The 18472-nt window shown below is 69.6% G+C and carries 17 protein-coding genes and 1 pseudogene; 14 read left to right on the top strand and 4 right to left on the bottom strand.

Features of this window, described 5'->3' with window-relative positions; genetic code table 11:
* Together ACE3QW_RS10710 and cobT are read left to right on the top strand one after the other, a co-directional pair.
* A pseudogene (locus ACE3QW_RS10710) lies at positions 1-217 on the top strand (DUF308 domain-containing protein); the annotation flags it as partial.
* 117 nt (positions 218-334) lie between these two features.
* Positions 335-1357, top strand: a complete 1023-nt coding sequence (gene cobT / locus ACE3QW_RS10715) for a nicotinate-nucleotide--dimethylbenzimidazole phosphoribosyltransferase (RefSeq protein WP_374251490.1) — start codon at positions 335-337, stop codon at positions 1355-1357.
* 2 nt (positions 1358-1359) lie between these two features.
* Here the strand turns inward: cobT and ACE3QW_RS10720 are convergent, their stop codons facing one another.
* On the bottom strand, positions 1360-2439 hold the full coding sequence (locus ACE3QW_RS10720; protein WP_374251491.1) for a sensor histidine kinase: 1080 nt from the start codon (positions 2437-2439) through the stop codon (positions 1360-1362).
* Positions 2440-2553: 114 nt separating this feature from the next.
* Between ACE3QW_RS10720 and ACE3QW_RS10725 the strand changes: the two genes are divergently transcribed.
* The 4 genes from ACE3QW_RS10725 to ACE3QW_RS10740 all read left to right on the top strand — a co-directional run bounded on the left by ACE3QW_RS10725 (position 2554) and on the right by ACE3QW_RS10740 (position 5149).
* On the top strand, positions 2554-3045 hold the full coding sequence (locus ACE3QW_RS10725; RefSeq protein WP_374251492.1) for a thermonuclease family protein: 492 nt from the start codon (positions 2554-2556) through the stop codon (positions 3043-3045).
* A 98-nt stretch (positions 3046-3143) separates the two neighbouring features.
* Positions 3144-3755: a glutathione S-transferase family protein gene (locus tag ACE3QW_RS10730; protein WP_374251493.1), complete on the top strand. Its 612-nt coding sequence runs from the start codon at positions 3144-3146 to the stop codon at positions 3753-3755.
* A 4-nt stretch (positions 3756-3759) separates the two neighbouring features.
* The gene (locus ACE3QW_RS10735; RefSeq protein ID WP_374251494.1) at positions 3760-4503 is read left to right on the top strand and encodes an MBL fold metallo-hydrolase; all 744 of its coding nucleotides are present in this window, start codon (positions 3760-3762) and stop codon (positions 4501-4503) included.
* A complete protein-coding gene (locus ACE3QW_RS10740) occupies positions 4487-5149 on the top strand; it encodes a uracil-DNA glycosylase family protein (RefSeq protein ID WP_374251495.1) in 663 nt (220 codons plus the stop codon). The genes ACE3QW_RS10735 and ACE3QW_RS10740 overlap by 17 nt, the downstream gene beginning before the upstream one ends.
* Before the next feature lie 588 nt (positions 5150-5737).
* Here the strand turns inward: ACE3QW_RS10740 and ACE3QW_RS10745 are convergent.
* Positions 5738-6283, bottom strand: a complete 546-nt coding sequence (locus ACE3QW_RS10745) for a hypothetical protein (protein ID WP_374251496.1) — start codon at positions 6281-6283, stop codon at positions 5738-5740.
* A 101-nt stretch (positions 6284-6384) separates the two neighbouring features.
* Here ACE3QW_RS10745 and ACE3QW_RS10750 point away from each other — a divergent pair, with 101 nt between their 5' ends.
* The gene (locus ACE3QW_RS10750; RefSeq protein WP_374251497.1) at positions 6385-6777 is read left to right on the top strand and encodes a DUF4180 domain-containing protein; all 393 of its coding nucleotides are present in this window, start codon (positions 6385-6387) and stop codon (positions 6775-6777) included.
* Positions 6778-6802: 25 nt separating this feature from the next.
* On the opposite strand, the gene ACE3QW_RS10755 is transcribed toward ACE3QW_RS10750, so the two are convergent.
* A complete protein-coding gene (locus ACE3QW_RS10755; protein ID WP_374251498.1) occupies positions 6803-7261 on the bottom strand; it encodes a carboxymuconolactone decarboxylase family protein in 459 nt (152 codons plus the stop codon).
* 136 nt (positions 7262-7397) lie between these two features.
* Here ACE3QW_RS10755 and ACE3QW_RS10760 point away from each other — a divergent pair, with 136 nt between their 5' ends.
* From ACE3QW_RS10760 to ACE3QW_RS10775, 4 genes are all read left to right on the top strand, one after another.
* Positions 7398-7892, top strand: a complete 495-nt coding sequence (locus tag ACE3QW_RS10760) for an Rrf2 family transcriptional regulator (RefSeq protein WP_374251499.1) — start codon at positions 7398-7400, stop codon at positions 7890-7892.
* A 213-nt stretch (positions 7893-8105) separates the two neighbouring features.
* Positions 8106-8597, top strand: coding sequence for a ferritin-like domain-containing protein (locus ACE3QW_RS10765; RefSeq protein WP_250166168.1), 492 nt, complete (start codon positions 8106-8108; stop codon positions 8595-8597).
* Between the two features lie 230 nt (positions 8598-8827).
* A complete protein-coding gene (locus tag ACE3QW_RS10770; RefSeq protein ID WP_374251500.1) occupies positions 8828-10873 on the top strand; it encodes an NAD(+) synthase in 2046 nt (681 codons plus the stop codon).
* Positions 10874-11253: 380 nt separating this feature from the next.
* Positions 11254-13521 carry a fibronectin type III domain-containing protein gene (locus tag ACE3QW_RS10775; RefSeq protein ID WP_374251501.1) on the top strand — a complete coding sequence of 756 codons (2268 nt, stop codon included), beginning with the start codon at positions 11254-11256 and terminating at the stop codon, positions 13519-13521.
* Between the two features lie 20 nt (positions 13522-13541).
* Here ACE3QW_RS10775 and ACE3QW_RS10780 read toward each other — a convergent pair whose 3' ends face one another.
* The gene (locus tag ACE3QW_RS10780; protein WP_038192423.1) at positions 13542-14591 is read right to left on the bottom strand and encodes a GlxA family transcriptional regulator; all 1050 of its coding nucleotides are present in this window, start codon (positions 14589-14591) and stop codon (positions 13542-13544) included.
* Between the two features lie 151 nt (positions 14592-14742).
* Between ACE3QW_RS10780 and ACE3QW_RS10785 the strand changes: the two genes are divergently transcribed.
* The 3 genes from ACE3QW_RS10785 to ACE3QW_RS10795 all read left to right on the top strand — a co-directional run.
* Positions 14743-16089: an L-serine ammonia-lyase gene (locus tag ACE3QW_RS10785; protein WP_374251502.1), complete on the top strand. Its 1347-nt coding sequence runs from the start codon at positions 14743-14745 to the stop codon at positions 16087-16089.
* A 162-nt stretch (positions 16090-16251) separates the two neighbouring features.
* The gene (gene glyA, locus ACE3QW_RS10790) at positions 16252-17526 is read left to right on the top strand and encodes a serine hydroxymethyltransferase (RefSeq protein WP_374251503.1); all 1275 of its coding nucleotides are present in this window, start codon (positions 16252-16254) and stop codon (positions 17524-17526) included.
* A gap of 216 nt (positions 17527-17742) precedes the next feature.
* Positions 17743-18472: amidase family protein (locus ACE3QW_RS10795; RefSeq protein WP_374251504.1), on the top strand; the 730-nt coding region annotated here is incomplete at its 3' end.

Here is an 18472-nt window from a genome sequence, read left to right on the forward strand (position 1 = left end):
CCGCGCCGCCCCCGAGACGCCGCCTCCGGTGCCCGCCCCGGCTCCCGCCCGCGAGCCCGACGAGCCGCGTATCCTGAAGTCCGGCATCGTCGGCGGCATGGCCTACACCCTTTATTCGGACGGCTCGATCCAGGCCGAGCTGCCCACGGGCGTGGTCCGCTTCGCCTCGCTGCAGGAACTGCGCGACCACGTGGCCCAGGCCCAGCAGGGCGGCTGAGCGGCACCCGTCGCCCCGCCGGGCGGCGGAGCGGATTTGCCGGATCGGGACGCCCGCTCTATTGAGCGGCAGCGTTCCCCGCCCGGCGAAGCCGGCGCCCAGAGGTCATTCCGTCCGATGTTCCCGCAAGATACCGGCTCGCCCTTCGACGACATCCGCCAGCTCGTCGCCACCCTGCCCGGCCCCAACGAGGGCGCCCGCGAAGCGGCGATCGCCCGGCAGGAACAGCTGGTGAAGCCGCCGGGCGCTTTGGGGCGGCTCGAAGCCATCGCCGCCCATCTCTCCGCCTGGCAGGGCAATTCCATGCCCACGGTCAATCGCCCCATGGTCGCGGTGTTCGCCGCGACCCACGGCGTGGCCGACCGCGGCGTCTCGCCCTATCCCGGCGCCGTGACCAAGCAGATGATGGCCACCTTCACCGCCGGCAAGGCCGCGGTGAACCAGATCTGCGCCACCTTCGACGCCGGATTGCGGGTGTTCGACCTCGCGCTCGACTATCCGACCCCCGACATCACCACGAACGCCGCCCTCGACGAGAAGGCCTGCGCCGCCACCATGGCCTTCGGCATGGAGGCCATTGCCGGCGGCTCGGATCTGCTCTGCCTCGGCGAGATGGGCATCGGCAACACCACGGTCGCCGCCGCGATCTGCCACGGCCTTTATGGGGGCACGGCGGAGGAATGGGTGGGCGCCGGCACCGGCGCCTGCGGCGAGGTGCTGGAGCGCAAGATCGCCGCCGTGCGCGACGCCGTCGCCTTCCACAAGGACCACTTGTCCGATCCGCTGGAAGTGTTGCGCCGCCTCGGCGGGCGGGAGATCGCCGCCATCGCCGGCGCCATCATCGCCGCGCGGCACGAAAAGGTGCCGGTGGTGCTGGACGGCTTTGTAGTGACGGCAGCCGCCGCCGTGCTTCACGCCCTCAACCCGTCCGCCCTCGACCATTGCCTCGCCGGTCATGTCTCGGCGGAGAAGGCCCATCGCCAGTTGCTGGAGCGGCTCGGCCTCGTGCCCCTGCTCGATCTCGGCATGCGGCTGGGCGAAGGTTCGGGCGCCGCGCTCTCCATCGGCGTGGTGAAGGCCGCCGTGGCGTGCCATCGCGGCATGGCGACCTTCGCCGAGGCCGGCGTCTCAGAGGGTTGAACTCAGGCCCCGCGCAAGGTCCGGGCGGGCGGGAACGTCACGCGCGCCCGCGTTCCGCCTCCGGCGCGGCGGGAAAGCTCAAGCTCCCCGCCATGCAGGGCGGCGAGCCCCCGGGCGATGGCGAGGCCAAGGCCCGCGCCACGGCCGGTCGCGAGATCGAGCCGGCTCTCGCGGGCATGGGCGCCGCCCAGCGGCAGCTCACTGTCGGCTATGCCCGGTCCGCTGTCCTCGACGAGGAGGACGGCGCCGCCCTTTGCGTCCACGGCCGCGACGAGTCGTACCTGCCCCTCCAGAGGCGTGAATTTCACTGCGTTTGCCAAGAGGTTGAGGGCGATCTGCCGGATCGCCCGCTCATCGCCCCACAGCCGGGGCGTGCCAAGCCGTTCCAGGGACAGACTGAGGCGCCGCTCCGCCGCGAGGGGGCGCATCATGGCGAGGCAGTCTTCGGCCAGCACATCGAGCCGCACCGGGGTCTCCACCAGCGTGCGGTGCCCACTCTCGATGCGGGCGAGGTCAAGCAGGTCGTCGGCGAGCGCCAGCAGGTGCCGGCCGGCGCCGTGGATGTCGCGGGCATAGCCGGCATAGGCGGGCACACGGTGTGGGCCGAGCACCTCCTCGGCCATCATCTCGGAAAAGCCCATCACGGTGTTGAGCGGGGTGCGCAGCTCGTGGCTCATCTCGGCGAGAAAGCGAGATTTCGCAAGGCTTTCCGCCACCACCCGCCGGCTTTCCGCCTCGGCGGCCAGGGCCCGCGCCTCGGCGGCTGCCCGCTCCGCATCGAGGCGCCGGACATGCTTGGCCACGCGCATGAAGGCGAAGGCCGCGCCTGCGGCGCCCAGGATCGCACCCGCAAACCCCGCGGCAAGACCACCCGCCAGAGCGAGGCCACCAGAGGCGAGGATCGCCAGCAGGATCAAGGCCTTGGACGTGACCGCCGGCGCCGCGAATCCCTCCTCCGCTTGCGCCGGCTCCGGTTGGGAGGCCGCGGCGTTGCCGAGCGGGAGGCAGAGGGGGCCGGACATGCGGCGGGAGCCCTTCGCGGTCGGAGTGTCGGTGGAATCGACGCCCCTGCGTGACGTCACCTTGGCACCGACTCCTGCGGCAGGTGGGTTAACGATTGGTTAACGCCCCCGCCCCATCCTCCCGGCCAACCGTGCGACGCCCATCGCGCAACCGAGGTCGGATCACCCAACCCCATGCGTTTGTTTGATATTCTGCGCGCCATCGCCATCCTCGTCGTGCTCGCCGCCGCCGTGGAAATGCTGTCCCGCGCCGAGCATCTGGACGGGCGCGCCGAGGCCGTGGACGGGGACACGCTGGACATTGCTGGCACCCACGTCCGTCTCGCCGGCATCGACGCGCCGGAGCTGCGCCAGACCTGCGAGAGGGACGGCCACCTTTGGCGCTGCGGGGAGGCGGCGCGGGCTGCACTCGACGAGGCGCTGGCCGGCGGCCCGGTGTCCTGCCGGGCCGAGAAACGCGACAAATACAGGCGGCCATTGGGTTTCTGCACCATCGGCGGCACCGACATCGCCGCGCTGATGGTCCGGAAAGGACTGGCCGTCGCCTATCTGGGCAAGGCCTACCAAGGCGAGGAGGCGGAGGCCCGGGCGGCGCGGCGGGGCCTGTGGGCGGGCACCTTCCAGCCTCCCGCCGACTACCGGGCCGCGCATCCGCGCACGCCCTGAACGCGGAACGGGCGGACGGAACGGGCGGACCTTGCGCGGTCGCCGCAGGCATGGTTTTTCGCTGGCCATAAATGTCACGACAGGGGAAACGCGCCGCCATGAAGCTCTATGACACCAACCGGGCGCCGAACCCGCGCCGGGTTCGCATCTTCCTGGCGGAAAAGGGAATTTCCGTCCCGCTGGTGCCCGTCGACCTGGGCAAGGGCGAGCACAAGAGCACCGAATTCACCGGCCTCAACCCCCGCCAGCGCGTGCCCCTGCTGGTGCTGGACGATGGCACCGCCATCGCCGAAACCATGGCCATCTGCCGTTATTTCGAGGCCTTGCAGCCCGAGCCCAACCTGTTCGGCCACAAGCCGGAGGAGCAGGGGCTGGTGGAAATGTGGCAGCGGCGGGTGGAGCTGGACCTGTTCTATCCCATCATGATGGTGCTGCGGCATCTCAACCCGGCCATGGCCGCGATGGAGGTGCCGCAGGTGCCGGAATGGGGCGAGGCGAACAAGCCCAAGGTCTTGGCCGCGCTCGGCTTTTTCAACGATCAGCTGGCCGACCGGGCATTCGTGGCGGGCTCCCGCTTCTCGGTGGCGGACATCACCATGCTGGTGGCGGTGGATTTCCTGCGGGTGATCCGCACCGAGGTGCCAGAGCACCACACCCACCTCAAGCGCTGGTACGACGTCGTCTCCCAGCGGCCGAGTGCAAAGGCTTGAAATCATGAAGCTAAAGGTGGTGGGTTGCGGCGATGCGTTCGGCTCGGGCGGGCGGGGAAACTCCTGCTACCGCATCGAGACGGACGGGCATGTCGCAACCCTCGACTTCGGTGCCAGTTCACTCGTTCAAATGCACCGGTTCGGCATGGATTCCAGTGCGGTTCGGCAGGTGTTCATCAGCCATCTGCATGGCGATCACTTCGGTGGCCTGCCCTTCCTCCTGCTCGACGGCCAGTTCGTCCACCGCCGGAGCGAGTCGCTGACCATCATCGGCCCACCCGGTACCAAGGTACGGATAGATGCGGCCATGGATGTCCTCTTCCCGAAGATGGCCAGCAATGCCTGGCGGTTCGACTTCGAGGTCAAGGAGGTGGAGCCCGGCTCGACCTCCCGGCACGGCCCCTTCACCCTCACCACCGCCGAGGTGATCCACGGCTCGGGCGCGCCCTCCACCGCGCTCAGGGTCTCGGACGGGACGCGCACCCTCGCCTTCTCCGGCGACACGGAGTGGACGGACGCGCTCCTGCCCATCGCCCATGGCGCCGACCTCTTCATCTGCGAGTGCTTCGCCTTCGCCGGCAGTCCGCACGGCCACATGGCCTATGAGACCATCGCCGCCAGGCGCGAGGCGCTGGGCGCGAAACATATCCTCCTCACCCATATGGGCGACGAGATGTGGGCGCGGCGGGACGAGGTGGACAAGGCCCATTTCACCGTGGCCGAGGACGGGCTTGAGCGCGACATCTGAGGACGACCTCGACGCGCTCGTCGCGCGCATCCGCGCCTGCCGGGTGTGCCGGGAGACGCCGCGCGGGGCGCCCCTGCCGCACACGCCGCGACCGGTGCTGCGGGTGTCCGCCACCGCCTCCATCCTGGTGGCGAGCCAGGCGCCGGGGACGAAGGTGCACCTTTCGGGCCTACCCTTCACCGATGCCTCCGGCGATCGGCTGCGGGCCTGGATGGGGGTGGACAAGGACACCTTCTACGATGCCGCCCACATCGCCATCGCCCCCATGGGCTTCTGCTTTCCGGGGCAGGATGCGGCGGGGGGCGACCTGCCGCCCCGGCGGGAATGCGTCGCCACCTGGCACGACACGCTGTTCGCCACTTTGCCGCCGTTCCGGCTGATCCTCGCGGTGGGGCGGCCGGCGCAGGCCTATCACCTCGCCCGCCTCGGCCTCGCGGCGCATTTGAAGCCGAGCCTGACCGAGACGGTGGCCAACTGGCGGGCGGTACCCGCGGCAGGGGAAAAGCTCGCCCAGCCTGTGGCGGTCTATACCCTGCCCCATCCCTCGTGGCGCAACACCGGCTGGCTGAAGAAGAATCCCTATTTCGAGGCCGAGCTGCTGCCGCAGCTTCAGGCGGACATCGCAAGGGCGCTCGGGCGGGGCTGAGTGGGCGGGCGCTCCGGGAGAACGACGGCCACGCCCTTGCGCAGGCTGCACGCCCTCTCCCCTTGCGGGAGAGGGCTGGGGTGAGGGGTATCGCTCCATTTGCCCCAGCACCGGGATTGCGCGGCCAGCCCCCTCACCCCCGGCCCCTCTCCCGCGAGGGGAGAGGGGAGGCCCCATAACCGCCCTCGCGCCCCGGACGCATGCAGCGCCAGCGGAATGCGAGCCGGGGTCTAGTGCAAGAGTACCGCCGAAGGCGCTTCCGAACCCCACCGCTCACAGGCTTCGTCCCGCTGCGCGGGACTTTTTGCGCTGGTCCTGGGATCAGCGCTCCACCTTCGGTGTCGCTTGTCCGGGGAACTGCTGGCGCAAATACTACCCTCAAGGCAAGAGGCGAGGCTTTGAGCTGTCATCGCCCGGCTTGTCCGGGCGATCCACGGTTGGGCCGGGGCGGGTTTGGCAACAGTGCACAGTCGGAGGAGCGGATCGCCCGGACAAGCCGGGCGATGACGAGCGGAGATTCTGGAACGACACGGGTTGGAGCCGTGCGCGGGGCGGCTTCGCCCTCCCTTCCGGCTCCCACTTTGCTCCTCAAATCCGCAGGCGCGCCCACAGGATGAAGCCGGCGGCGGCCACGGCGGCGGCGCCCACCAGTGCTACGAACAGGGCGGACTGGTCGAGCCACGCCACCGCCGGCACGCACAGGGCCATGAACACGCCGTTCAGCCCCATGCGCCACGACTGGGTGTGCACGCCCGCCACGAAGCTGCCCAGCGCCAGCAGCAGCAGCACGATGAGGCTGGTGGAATCCGCATCCGCCACCGCCTGCACGCTCGGCAGGAACACGAGGTTCATGGCGGCGAGGAAGGCGCCCCAGTGGAGGAGCTGCGTCACCACCAGCCGCACGCGCTGCTCTTTCAGCGCCGCGCGCCGCCAGCCGGCGAAGATGCCCACCGCGCAGCTCGCCACCGCCACGAACTCCCAGAACGTGACCAGCGGCCGACGGGTCATCGCCACATAGGCGACGCCGCCAACCGTAAGGGCGAGGATGGCGAGATAGGGCCCCTCGCGCAGCCAGAAGTCGCGACCTGCGCTCGCGTCCGTGGCTGCGCCACCCGCCGTGCGATTGTCCACCATCCCGGTCTCTCCCGCCTCGCGCCGCGCGCACCCTCTGGACGTGCACCCGCTGGATCGATTCAATCTGGTCGGATCATCCACCCGAACGCAACGGAAGTCCCATGCGTATCCCCAGCACCGATGTCGTGACCGAAATCAGCGGGCTGCGGGTGCTCCTGTGCGCGGCCGACGCGGCGCCCATCGCCAGCGAGGGCGACACGGACGATCTGCTCGGCACGGTGTTCGGCGAGGGGGCGGAGCTCATTGCCATTCCGGCGGCGCGCCTCAGCCCGGACTTCTTCCGGCTGGCGAGCGGGCTTGCGGGGCGCATCACCCAGCGCTTCGTGAACTATCGCCTGCGCCTCGCCGTCATCGGCGACATCTCGGCCCATCTGGCGGTGAGCGGGCCACTGCGCGACTTCGTGCGCGAGGCCAATGGCGGCGAGAGCCTCTGGTTCGTCGGGACGGTGGAGGAATTGACCGAGCGCCTCAAGGGTACGGCCGCGCGGGGATAGCCCCCCGCGCGGCGTTGATCTCGCCTCAGGCGGCAGCGGCTTGGTCCACCGGATGCAGCATGCGCGAGGAGACCGCGATGCGGTTCCAAACATTGATGGTGCCGATGGCGATGGTGAGCTTGGCGATCTCCTCGGGCGAGAATTCCGCCGTCACGGCCGCATAGGCGCTGTCGGGAATGCCGGTCTGCGCGATGAGCGTCACGCTCTCGATCCAGTCCAGCGCCGCCCGGTCGCGGGCGCTGTAGAGGGGCGATTCGCGCCACGCGGTGAGCATGTGGAGATGCTGGGCGGGAATGCCGTCGGCGAGCGACTCCTTCACATGCATGTCGATGCAATAGGCGCAGCCGTTGATCTGCGACGCGCGCAGCTTGACCAGATGCAGGAGGCGCTTCTCCAGCCCCGACTTCATCACCGCCCCGTCGAGCGCGCGCACGGCGGCATAAAGGGCGGGGGCGGCCTCGGCCACGTTCATCCTGGGTTCCATGCCTCTCTCCTGTCTGCTCTCGGATTTGCGATCCCGCCAGCCTCTGGCCGAGAATCATGGATATATTATATCGATGATTATCGAGGTAGGAAAGAGGCCGGCCGGTGGTGGGCCCGAGGCAGCATCCGGAGCGCGCATGAGGCGGTTGGGAGACGGGGTGGAGGCGGCGCTGCACTGCGCGCTGGTGCTGTGCTGGCTGGAGCCGGGCAAGGTGCTGCCGGGCAAGAGCCTCGCCGAGATGCACGGCCTGTCCGAGAGCTACCTGCTCAAGCACATGCGCGCCCTCACCGAGGCCGGCCTCGTGGAAGCCCTGCCCGGCCCGCGCGGCGGCTACCGGCTGGCGCGGCGCCCAGGCGAGATCACGCTGCTCGACATCGTGGAGGCCATCGACGGCAAAGAGCCCGCCTTCACCTGCAAGGAAATCCGCCGGCGCGGCCCGGGCAAGTCCAAGGACCCCTGCGCCTACAAGACCGACTGCTTCATCAAGCGCCGGATGCTGGCGGCGGAAGAGCTGTGGCGCCAGTCGCTGCGCGCGCAGACCCTCGCCGATCTCGCGCAGGATGGCGAAGCGCTGATCGACGCCGAGAGCCAGAAGACCATCGCCGCCTTCGTGCGCGAGGCCCAGCGCTAGGCGCCGCGACACTGCGGAACTTCGCCGCCGCTTGCCCGTTGTGCTCGCAGCCCGGTGCGTATTTGCGCGGGTGATCGCCCAAGGACAGACCACCGTTCCACCCGTAGCCCCCACGGATGGATGCGCGCCGGCGCATGAGGCGGCTCGGCGGGGTGATTTGGGCCTGCGACACCAGAACAACCGGCGACAACGCCAACCGAAAGGAAACGTCCCATGGCACAGTCCAAGACTTTGCAGGATCTATTCTCCGAGACGCTGAAGGACATCTATTACGCGGAAAAGCAGATCCTGAAGGCGCTGCCCAAGATGGCCAAATCGGCCCAGTCCGAGGAGCTCAAGGCCGCCTTCCTCACCCATCAGGAGCAGACGGAAGGCCAGATCGAGCGCCTGGAACAGGTGTTCGAGATGATGGGGAAGGCGGCACGCGGCAAGCACTGCCCGGCCATCGTCGGCATCGTGGACGAGGGCAAGGAGATCATGGAGGACTTCGCCGGCACCGACGCGCTGGATGCCGGCCTCCTCTCCGCCGCCCAGGCGGTGGAGCATTACGAGATCGCCCGCTACGGCACGCTGAAGACCTGGGCCGCCCAGCTCGGCCTCGCCGATGCGGTGCCCCTGCTGGAGGCGACCCTGAAGGAGGAGAAGGAGACCGACCAGCTCCTCACCCGCCTCGCCTCCGCCGACGTGAACAAGAAGGCGGCCTGACGCGGCCCACCCGGCGCCCGCTCCGGCGGGCGCCGGATGTTATGAAAGAGCGGCCCGCTCCGGCGGGCGTCGGATGTCACGAAAGAGCGGCCCGCTCCGGCGGGTGCCGGCTTCATGAGAGGGGGCGTCCTTGCGCTGGCATTCGTCGCCCCGCGCCCTATGCTCCGGATCAAGATTCACCGGAGAGTCCTGCCCGCGCCCCCGCGCGGACCAGGGACGACAGGGACGCGATGCGAGACTTCCGCTGCCTCTACCGCCACGATTTCCTGCGCATTGCGGCCTGCGTGCCGCGCGGAGCCGTCGCGGACCCGAGCTTCGCCGTTGCCGAGACGCTGGAGATGGCCACCCAAGGCCATGAGGACGGCGTCGCCGTGATGCTCTTCCCCGAGCTGGGCCTGTCCTCCTACGCCATCGACGATTTGCTGTTCCAGGCCCCGCTGCTGGATGCGGTGGAGGGCGCGCTCGCGACCCTCGTCGCCGCCTCGCAGGATCTCTCCCCCGTGCTGGCGGTGGGCGCGCCGCTGCGCCATCAGGGGCGGCTCTACAACACGGCGGTGGTGATCCATGGCGGCACCATCCTCGGCGTGGTGCCGAAGAGCTACCCGCCCAACTACCGCGAGTTCTACGAGCGCCGCCACTTCACCCCCGGCCTCGACGAGCACGGCGGCTTCATCCGCCTGCTGGGCGAAGACGTGCCGTTCGGCGTGGACCTCCTGTTCCGGTCCGAGGGGGAGGTGCCGTTCACCTTCCATGTGGAGATTTGCGAGGACGTGTGGGTGCCCCTGCCGCCCTCCACGCGGGCCGCGCTCGCCGGCGCGGAAGTGCTGCTGAACCTCTCCGCCAGCAACATCACCATCGGCAAGGCGGAATCCCGCCGCCTGCTGTGCGGCTCGCAATCCGCCCGCTGCGTCGCCGCCTATGCCTATTCGGCGGCGGGGCCGGGGGAATCCACCACCGATCTCGCCTGGGACGGCCACGCCGCCATCTTCGAATATGGCGACACCCTCGCCGAGGCGGAGCGCTTCGCCCCCGACGCGACCATGGCGGTGGCGGACATCGACCTCGGCCGCCTCCGGCAGGAGCGCATGCGGGTGAACACGTTCGGGGAGTGCGCGCGATTGGAGCGCGACAGCGCCCCGCCCTTCCGCACTGCCCAATTCGCCTACGAGCCGCCCGCTGAGTCCGTGCGCCTCGCGCGCGATGTGGCGCGCTTCCCCTTCGTGCCCAACGATCCGGCGCGCCTCACGGAAGACTGCTACGAGGCCTACAACATCCAGGTGCAGGGCCTCGCCCAGCGCCTCGCCTCGACAGGCATGTCGCGGGTGGTCATCGGCGTCTCGGGCGGTCTTGATTCCACGCAGGCCCTCATCGTCGCCGTGCGCGCCATGGACCGCGTCGGCCATCCCCGCTCCAACGTGCTGGCCTATACCCTGCCGGGCTTCGCCACCTCCGACGAGACCAAGGGCAACGCCTGGGCGCTGATGCGCGCGCTCGGGGTGAGCGCCGAGGAGATCGACATCCGCCCCGCCGCGCGGCAGATGCTGGCCGATCTCGGCCACCCCTTCGCCGAGGGGCAGGCGGCCTATGACGTGACCTTCGAGAATGTGCAGGCGGGCCTGCGCACGGACTATCTGTTCCGCCTCGCCAACCACCATCGCGGCCTCGTGGTGGGCACCGGCGACCTCTCCGAGCTGGGGCTCGGCTGGTGCACCTATGGCGTCGGGGACCAGATGTCCCACTACAACGTCAACGCCTCGGTGCCGAAGACGCTGATCCAGCACCTCATCCGCTTCGTCGCCGCCTCCGGCGACGTGAGCGAGGAGACCGCCAGCATCCTCCACGCCATCCTCTCAACCGAGATTTCCCCGGAGCTGGTGCCGGCCACCGAGGGGGGCACCATCCAGTCCACCCAGAGCATCATCGGCCCCTACCCGCTCCAGGACTTCACGCTCTTCTACCTGACCCGCTACGGCTTTCCGCCGTCCAAGATCGCCTTCCTCGCCGAGCACGCCTGGGCGGACAGGGACGCGGGGCGCTGGCCGCGGGGCATTCCCGAGGGCGAGAAGCGGGCCTATGACCTCGCCGAAATCCGGCGCTGGATGAAGGTGTTCCTCTCGCGCTTCTTCACCAGCCAGTTCAAGCGCTCGGCGCTGCCCAACGGGCCGAAGATCTCCTCCGGTGGCTCCCTCTCCCCCCGCGGCGACTGGCGCCAGCCCTCCGACAGCGGGCCGGGCGTGTGGCTCGCCGAGCTGGAGCGCAACGTCCCGGAGGCGTAGGGGGAAAGGCGCGGCTCCCGTCCTTGCGCCGTGAGACCGCGCACCGCGCGAACCTTCGGAGGCCGCGCCCCACGCCGGAACGGCCAAAGGCGCAATTGCAGACCCGGAAAGCCCGAAGGCGCTCCCGGGGCGGCCGGCTGGTCGTCCGCGGGCGTGTGTCATCTACGGCTCAGGTCATGCTTCAGCCTGAAATAGCGGGACCGCAACAGACAACCGGCCGCACTTTCGTGACCCCATTGTTTTCGCATTTTGCGACGAATTTCCTGATATTTATCAAGATGTTATTCGTCGTTTGACGGCACTTTGCACTGTCGCTGGCGCGCGGCCGGGCTATGCTCAGCCTCTGCCGCCGTCACGGCGGAAGACCTGTGGAGGGCTGCATGGCAACCGTCGCGATCAACTGGTCTTGGGGCGCCCACGACACCATCGATTTCGATCCGGCAACCGACACGCTCGACTTCGGCTGGATCGGCGCTGACAGCTTCACCATCACCGAGGTCAACGGGTCGGTCGTCATCGATCTGCCCGGCAACAACCACAGCTACACGCTGAAGGGGGTCTCCCTTTCGGATCTCTCCCTGGCCAACGTCACCGGCCATGATGCCTCGATGTTCGCCGAGTGGAGCGACGCCCTTGCCGCGAGCCACGCCATCACCGGCGGCGTCAACGACATCATCGCCGTGGCGCACGGCACCGACACCGTGCTGACCTTCGATCCCAAGCACGACACGCTGGATTTTTCCGGCCTCACGGCGGGCGACGTCGCCATTGCCGAGGCCAACGGCTCGGTCGTGATCTTCCTGCCCAAGTCGCAGCAGACCTACATCCTCGAAGGCGTCAGCCTCGCAGACCTCTCCATCGGCAACATCAAGGGCGCCGACGGCGCGCTCCTCGCCGAGTGGAGCGGCGCCCTCACCGCCGCCGATACCACGGGCAGCGTGAGCGCCAAGGCCAGCCTCGCCACGTCAGCCGGCGCGACGGACGGCACCACCTACGGGGTGGGCTGGCAGTGGAACACGCAGCAGGTGATCTCCTTCGACCCCGCCCACGACAAGCTCGATTTCGGCTGGCTCCAGCCACAGGATTTCTCGCTGGCCGAGGTGAACGGCTCCCTCGTCATCATTTTCGCCGCCAACCAGCAGACCATCACCCTCGAGGGCGTGACCCTCGCCGACCTCACGCCGGACGACATCATCGGCAAGACCAGCTTCGTCACCGATGCCTGGGCCGAGGCCATCGCCGAGGCCAAGGGGGAGACGACCGGCAGCGGCACGGCGGGCACGACGCCGCCCCAGGTGATCGAGGCGCCGGACTGGTCCTCCGACACGGTCTATACGGCGGGCGATCAGGTCACGGTGGGCCATGTGGTCTACGAGGCCAAGTGGTGGACCCTCGGCAGCGATCCCGAGCACGATTACGGCCCCACCGGCTCCGGCCATGTCTGGACCAGGGTCGGCTACTCCGATCTCACCCCCGTGGCCCCCGAGACGCCGCAGGATGTCCACGCCGCCACCACCACCGAGACCTCCGTGACCCTGACCTGGGACGCGGCGGAAGTGTTCGGCGTCGGCACGGTTTCACAATACGCCATCTATCAGGACGGCGAGCTGATCGGCACCACCGACCAGCGCAGCTTCAAGGTGGCGGGGCTGGACGCGGACACGCCCTACAAGTTCAGCATCGTTGCCGTGGACGAGGCCGGCGCCTCGCACCCCTCTTCGGCGATTTCCGTCACCACCGATCCCGTCGGCACGGATGCGACGGACCACCAGGTGTTCTCGCCCTACGTGGACCTCTCCGTGGTCTCGAGCGCGGCGGACCTGATGCAGGACGTGAGCGAGGCCGGCATCCACGCCGTCACCCTCGCCTTCGTGGTGGGCACCGGCAGCAACGAGATCGGCTGGGCCGGCCTCGGCTCCGGGAACACGCTCGCCGACGGCAGCTCGGTCGCCTCGGTGGTCCAGGATCTGAAGGCCCATGGCGTGGACGTGACCATCTCCTTCGGCGGCGGTCATGGGGAAGAGCCGGCGCTCTACTACACGGATGCCAACGCGCTCACCGCCGCCTACCAGTCGGTGATCGACACCTACGGCGTGAAGTCCCTCGACTTCGACGTGGAGGGCGACGCCCTCACCAACGACGCCGCCAACGCCCTGCGCAATGAGGCGCTCGCGGCGCTGGAGAAAGCCAATCCCGACCTCTCGGTCTCCTTCACCCTGCCGGCGCTCCCCACTGGCCTGACGCAGGACGACATCAAGCTGCTGGCCGACGCCCATGCCGCCGGGGTGGAGATCGACACCGTCAACCTCATGGTGATGAACTACGGCGTGGGGAACGATTCCGGCGACATGGGGCAGGATGCCATCGACGCGGCCGAAGCCACCATCGCCCAGCTGCATGACCTCGGCATCGACGCCAAGGTGGGCATCACCCCCATGGTCGGCATCAACGACGTGCAGAGCGAGGTCTTCACCCTGCAGGATGCGCAACAGCTGGTGGATTTTGCGGATGGCAACGACCACATCGCCTCGCTCGCCATGTGGTCGCTCGGCCGCGACCACGGGGATGTGGTCGGCCACATGACCTACGACAACAGCGGCGTGGCCCAGCACGACTGGGACTTCGCCAAGATCTTCGCGACGGTCTGATCGTTGCGGAAGACGGCCGCCTACGGCGTCTCGAACACCCGCCCCTCGCCGTCGCCCTCGATCCGCTCGGAGCGCGGCGAGAGTGTCCGGCGGAAGGCGGCGGGGGTGGCGCCGAAGCGGGCCTTGAAGGCGCGGCCGAAATGGGAGCCGTCGGCAAAGCCGAGGTCGGCGGCGATGCGGGCGGCGGAAAAGCGCGTGTTGGCCAGCATCCAGCGCGCATGGCGCAGCCTGAGCGCCAGATAGCTCTCCTGCGGGCTTTCCCGCAGGCGGTCCGCGAACAGCCGTTCCAGCTGCCGTACGCCGACGCCGAGGGCGTCCGCAATGTCGGCGATGGCCAAAGGCTCGGCGAGGTTCTGCTCCATCAGCAGCAGGGCGCGGGAGACGCGGGCGTCGTCCACCGTCCCCTCCGCCCGGCGCGGGGCGGGCTGGGCGCTCTCGGCCGCGCGAGGGCGGTCGATGAGGAGAATGTTGAGCGCTTTCTGGGCCGTGGCGGCGCCGAGATGCTCGGTGACGAGGCGGGCGGCGAGGTCCGCCACGCCCGCGCCGCCGGAGCAGGTGATGCGATCGCCATCCACCACGAACAGCTGGTCCGCCACCGGCACAAGGGTGGGGAATTCATCCAGGAAATCGCGGTAGTGATACCAGCTCACGCAGCATTTGCGCTGCGCCATGAGCCCCAGCCGGCACAGCAGGAACGAGCCGGTGCACACGCCGATGAGCGGCACGCCCGCCGCCGCCGCGCGCCTGAGATACGCCGCCAGAGGGTCGGCCTGCGCCGGCACCCCGCGCAGCAGCCCGCCCACCGCCACGATGTAGTCGAACGCCTTCGGGTCCAAGAGGTCCGCGGTGGGCTGGATGTCGATGCCGCAGGACGAGCGGACCGGGCGCAGGCGCGGGCTCATCACCTGCCAGGAGCAGTCGATGGGGCGGGAGCGGTCGCCCTTGTCGGCGGCGAGGCGCAGCATGTCCACGAAGCTGGAAAAGGCCGTCAGCGTGAAGTTGGGCAGCAGCACGAACCCCACCCTGAGCTTGGCGGACGGGCCGGGACGGGTAGAAAGAACGTGTCGCATCTGTTCCAGACGAAAGTCGCAAGGGGACGAGCAGGCGCCCCCGCCGGCAAGCATGATGAAGCTTCGCCCCGCCCTGGATGCGGGTCAAGTGATGCGCGACAAGTATTTGAAAAAGCGGTAGAATAATCGCACCGTTCCCGGAGGGAGACGGATGACCAGCGTGTTCGACCTGTTCAAGATCGGCATCGGGCCGTCCTCGTCCCACACCGTGGGGCCGATGGTGGCGGCGCGCCGCTTCCGGGAGGCGCTCCCCGCTGGCACCGCTCGCATCACTGCCGAGCTGTTCGGCTCGCTGGCCTGGACCGGCAAGGGCCACGGTTCCAACCGGGCCATCGCGCTCGGCCTCATGGGCGCGCGGCCCGAGACGCTCGACCCGGACGACGTGCCGGCGCTGGTGGCGCGGCTCTTCATCCGCAAGTCCATCGAGGTGGAGGGCGCGCGGATCGCCTTCGATCCCGAGGCCGATCTCATCTTCGATTTCGACACGCTGATGCCGCTGCACTCCAACGCCATGCGCTTCCGCGCCTATGACGCGGACGGCGCGCGGCTCGACGAACGGGTCTTCTATTCCATCGGCGGCGGCTTCGTGGTGGCGGAGGGCGAGCCGCGCGAGCCGGAGGCGGTGGAGGTGCCCCACCCGTTCGCCACGGCGTCCGAACTGCTCTCCGCCTGCGCCCGCACGGGCCTCACCATCGCCGGCCTGCAGATGGCCAATGAATGCGCGCTGCGCCCGGCGGAAGAGGTGGGGGAGAAGCTCGACGCGATCCTCGCCGCCATGTTCGCGTCCATCGATCGTGGCCTCGCGCAGGAGGGCACCTTGCCCGGCAGCCTGCGCGTGCGGCGGCGGGCCAAGGCGATCCGCGACCAACTGGAGGCGGACCGCCACGCCAACCGCCGGCCGCCCCACGAGATCATGGATTGGGTCTCGGTCTTCGCCATGGCGGTGAACGAGGAGAATGCCGCCGGCGGGCGCATCGTCACCGCCCCCACCAATGGCGCGGCCGGCATCGTGCCGGCGGTGCTGCGCTATGTCCGCGACATCTGCCCGGACACGACCCACGCCCAGCTGCGCGCGTTCCTGCTGACCGCCGCGGCGGTGGGGGCGCTCATCAAGCGCAACGCCTCCATCTCCGGCGCGGAGGTGGGTTGCCAGGGCGAAGTCGGCTCCGCCGCCGCCATGGCAGCGGCGGGGCTCGCCTGCGTACTCGGGGCGAGCCCGGCGCAGATCGAGAATGCCGCCGAGATCGCCATGGAGCACCATCTCGGCATGACGTGCGACCCCATCGGCGGGCTGGTGCAGATCCCCTGCATCGAGCGCAACGCCTTCGGCGCCAACAAGGCCATCGCCGCCGCCTCCCTCGCGCTCCGGGGCGACGGGGTGCATCACGTCTCGCTGGATCAGGTCATCGAGACCATGCGCCAGACCGGGGCGGACATGCAGTCCAAATACAAGGAGACCTCGCAGGGAGGTCTCGCGGTGAACGTCCCGGAGTGCTGAGCCGCCGCCCTCTCCCCATGCGGAAGAGGGGCGGGGCGAGGGGTGTCCGCCCCCTTTGCCATGATGCCGGGAAAACCGGGGAAGCCCCCATGCCCGCCCCCGTCTCCCGCGACGGGCGAGGGAAATCTGTGTCCGAATGACCCCCAAACGAGGAAACCGCCCATGACCCTCCACATATCCCCCGCCCCGGCCGGCGACGCCGCCGTGTTCGACGCCATCCGCGCGGAGCTTCGGCGCCAGCAGGATCAGATCGAGCTGATCGCCTCCGAGAACATCGTGTCCGAGGCGGTGCTGAAGGCGCAGGGCTCGGTGCTCACCAACAAGTATGCCGAGGGCCTGCCGGGCAAGCGCTACTACGGCGGCTGCGAGCATGTGGACGTGGTGGAGGAGATCGCCATCGACCGCGCCAAGGCGCTGTTCGGGGCGGGCTTTGCCAATGTGCAGCCCCATTCGGGCGCGCAGGCCAATGCCGCCGTGCTGATGGCGGTGCTCAAGCCCGGCGATACCCTGCTCGGCATGTCGCTGGCGGCCGGCGGCCACCTCACCCACGGGGCGCCGCCCACCCTCTCCGGCAAATGGTTCAACGCCATCGGCTACGGCGTCGCGCCGGACACCGCCCTGATCGACTACGAGGCGGTGGAGCGACTGGCGCGGGAACACCAGCCCAAGCTCATCATCGCTGGCGGTTCGTCCTATCCGCGCATCATCGATTTCGCCCGCTTCCGCGCCATCGCCGATCAGGTGGGCGCGCTGCTGATGGTGGATGCCGCCCACTATGCCGGGCTCATCGCCGCCGGAGCCTATCCGTCCCCCTTCCCCCACGCCCATATGGTGACCACCACCACCCACAAGACCCTGCGCGGCCCGCGCGGCGGCCTGATCCTCACCAATGACGAGGCGCTGGCGAAGAAGCTCAATTCGGCTGTTTTCCCCGGCCTGCAGGGCGGCCCGCTGATGCACGTGATCGCCGCCAAGGCGGTGGCGTTCGGCGAGGCGCTGACACCGGAGTTCCGCGCCTATGCCACGCTGGTGGTCGCGAATGCCCGGGCGCTGGCGGCCCGGCTGTCGCAGCGCGGCGCGGCCATCGTCTCCGGTGGCACCGACAGCCATATGGTGCTGGTGGATCTGCGCCCCTTCGGCGTCACCGGCAAGGCGGCGGAAGCCGCGCTGGAGCGGGCCGGCCTGACCTGCAACAAGAACGGCATTCCGTTCGATCCGGAGAAGCCGGCCGTCACGTCCGGCATCCGCCTCGGCACCCCCGCCGGCACCACGCGCGGCTTCGGCGTCGCCGAGTTCGAGACGGTGGCCGACCTGATCGCCGACGTGCTCACCGGCCTCGCGGCCAACGGCGCCGAAGCCAACGGCAAGGCCGAAGTCGCGGCGCGCGCGACCGTGCGCGACATCTGCGCCCGCTTCCCGCTGTACGCGGGAATGTGAGGGGCGATGCACCGCCCTCCTCCCCTCTCCCCGCGCGGGAGAGGGGCCGGGGGTGAGGGGGGCGGGCCTTTCCCGAAAGCGCCGGCTCGTCCCCTGTCGGCGGAATACCCCTCCGCACGGGGAGCGAGGGTAGCCGTGGAGCGCCCTCGCCCCACCATTGCGTCGGCGGCGGGGGTTGCGCATGGTGGCGGCCCATGGATGCCGCAGAGTGAGCGCATGAGCCTGCTTTCCGCCCGAGATCTTGCCGCCGATATCCGGTCCGGCCGCACCACGCCTGAAGCCGTGCTTGAGCAGGTCGCCGCCGCCATCGCCGCGCACGAAAGCGAGGTCGGGGCCTTCGTGACACTCGATCTCGATTCGGCCCGCGCCGCCGCCCGCGCGCGCGGGCTTGCGGCGACGCCGCTCTCCGGCCTGCCGGTGGGGGTGAAGGACATCCTCGACACCCGCGACCTGCCCACCACCTACGGCAGCCCCATCTATGCCGGCTACCGCCCCCGCACCGACGCGCCGGTGGTGGCCATGACCCGCCGCGCCGGCGGCCTCGTCGTGGGGAAGACCGAGACCACCGAGTTCGCCTTCCTCCAGCCGACGCGCACGCGCAATCCGCGCCGCCTCACCTTCTCCCCCGGCGGTTCCTCGGCGGGGTCGGCTGCGGCGGTGGCGGCGGGGATGCTGCCGCTGGCGCTCGGCACCCAGACCGGCGGCTCGGTGATCCGCCCGGCCGCCTTCTGCGGCGTCACCGGCTATAAGCCCACCTTCCGCCTGCTGCCGACGCTGGGCATGAAGACCTTCTCCTGGCATCTCGACACCGTTGGCCTGTTCGGCGCGCGGGTGCGCGACGTGGCCTTCGCGGCCGATGCCATCGCCGGCCGCGGCCTCGACATCGGGGACGAGACCGCCGAAGCGCCACGCATCGCCATCGTGCGCACCGCCCGCGCCAGCGCCG

This window comes from Xanthobacter sp. (genome assembly GCF_041911315.1).
Taxonomy (GTDB): domain Bacteria; phylum Pseudomonadota; class Alphaproteobacteria; order Rhizobiales; family Xanthobacteraceae; genus Xanthobacter; species Xanthobacter aminoxidans.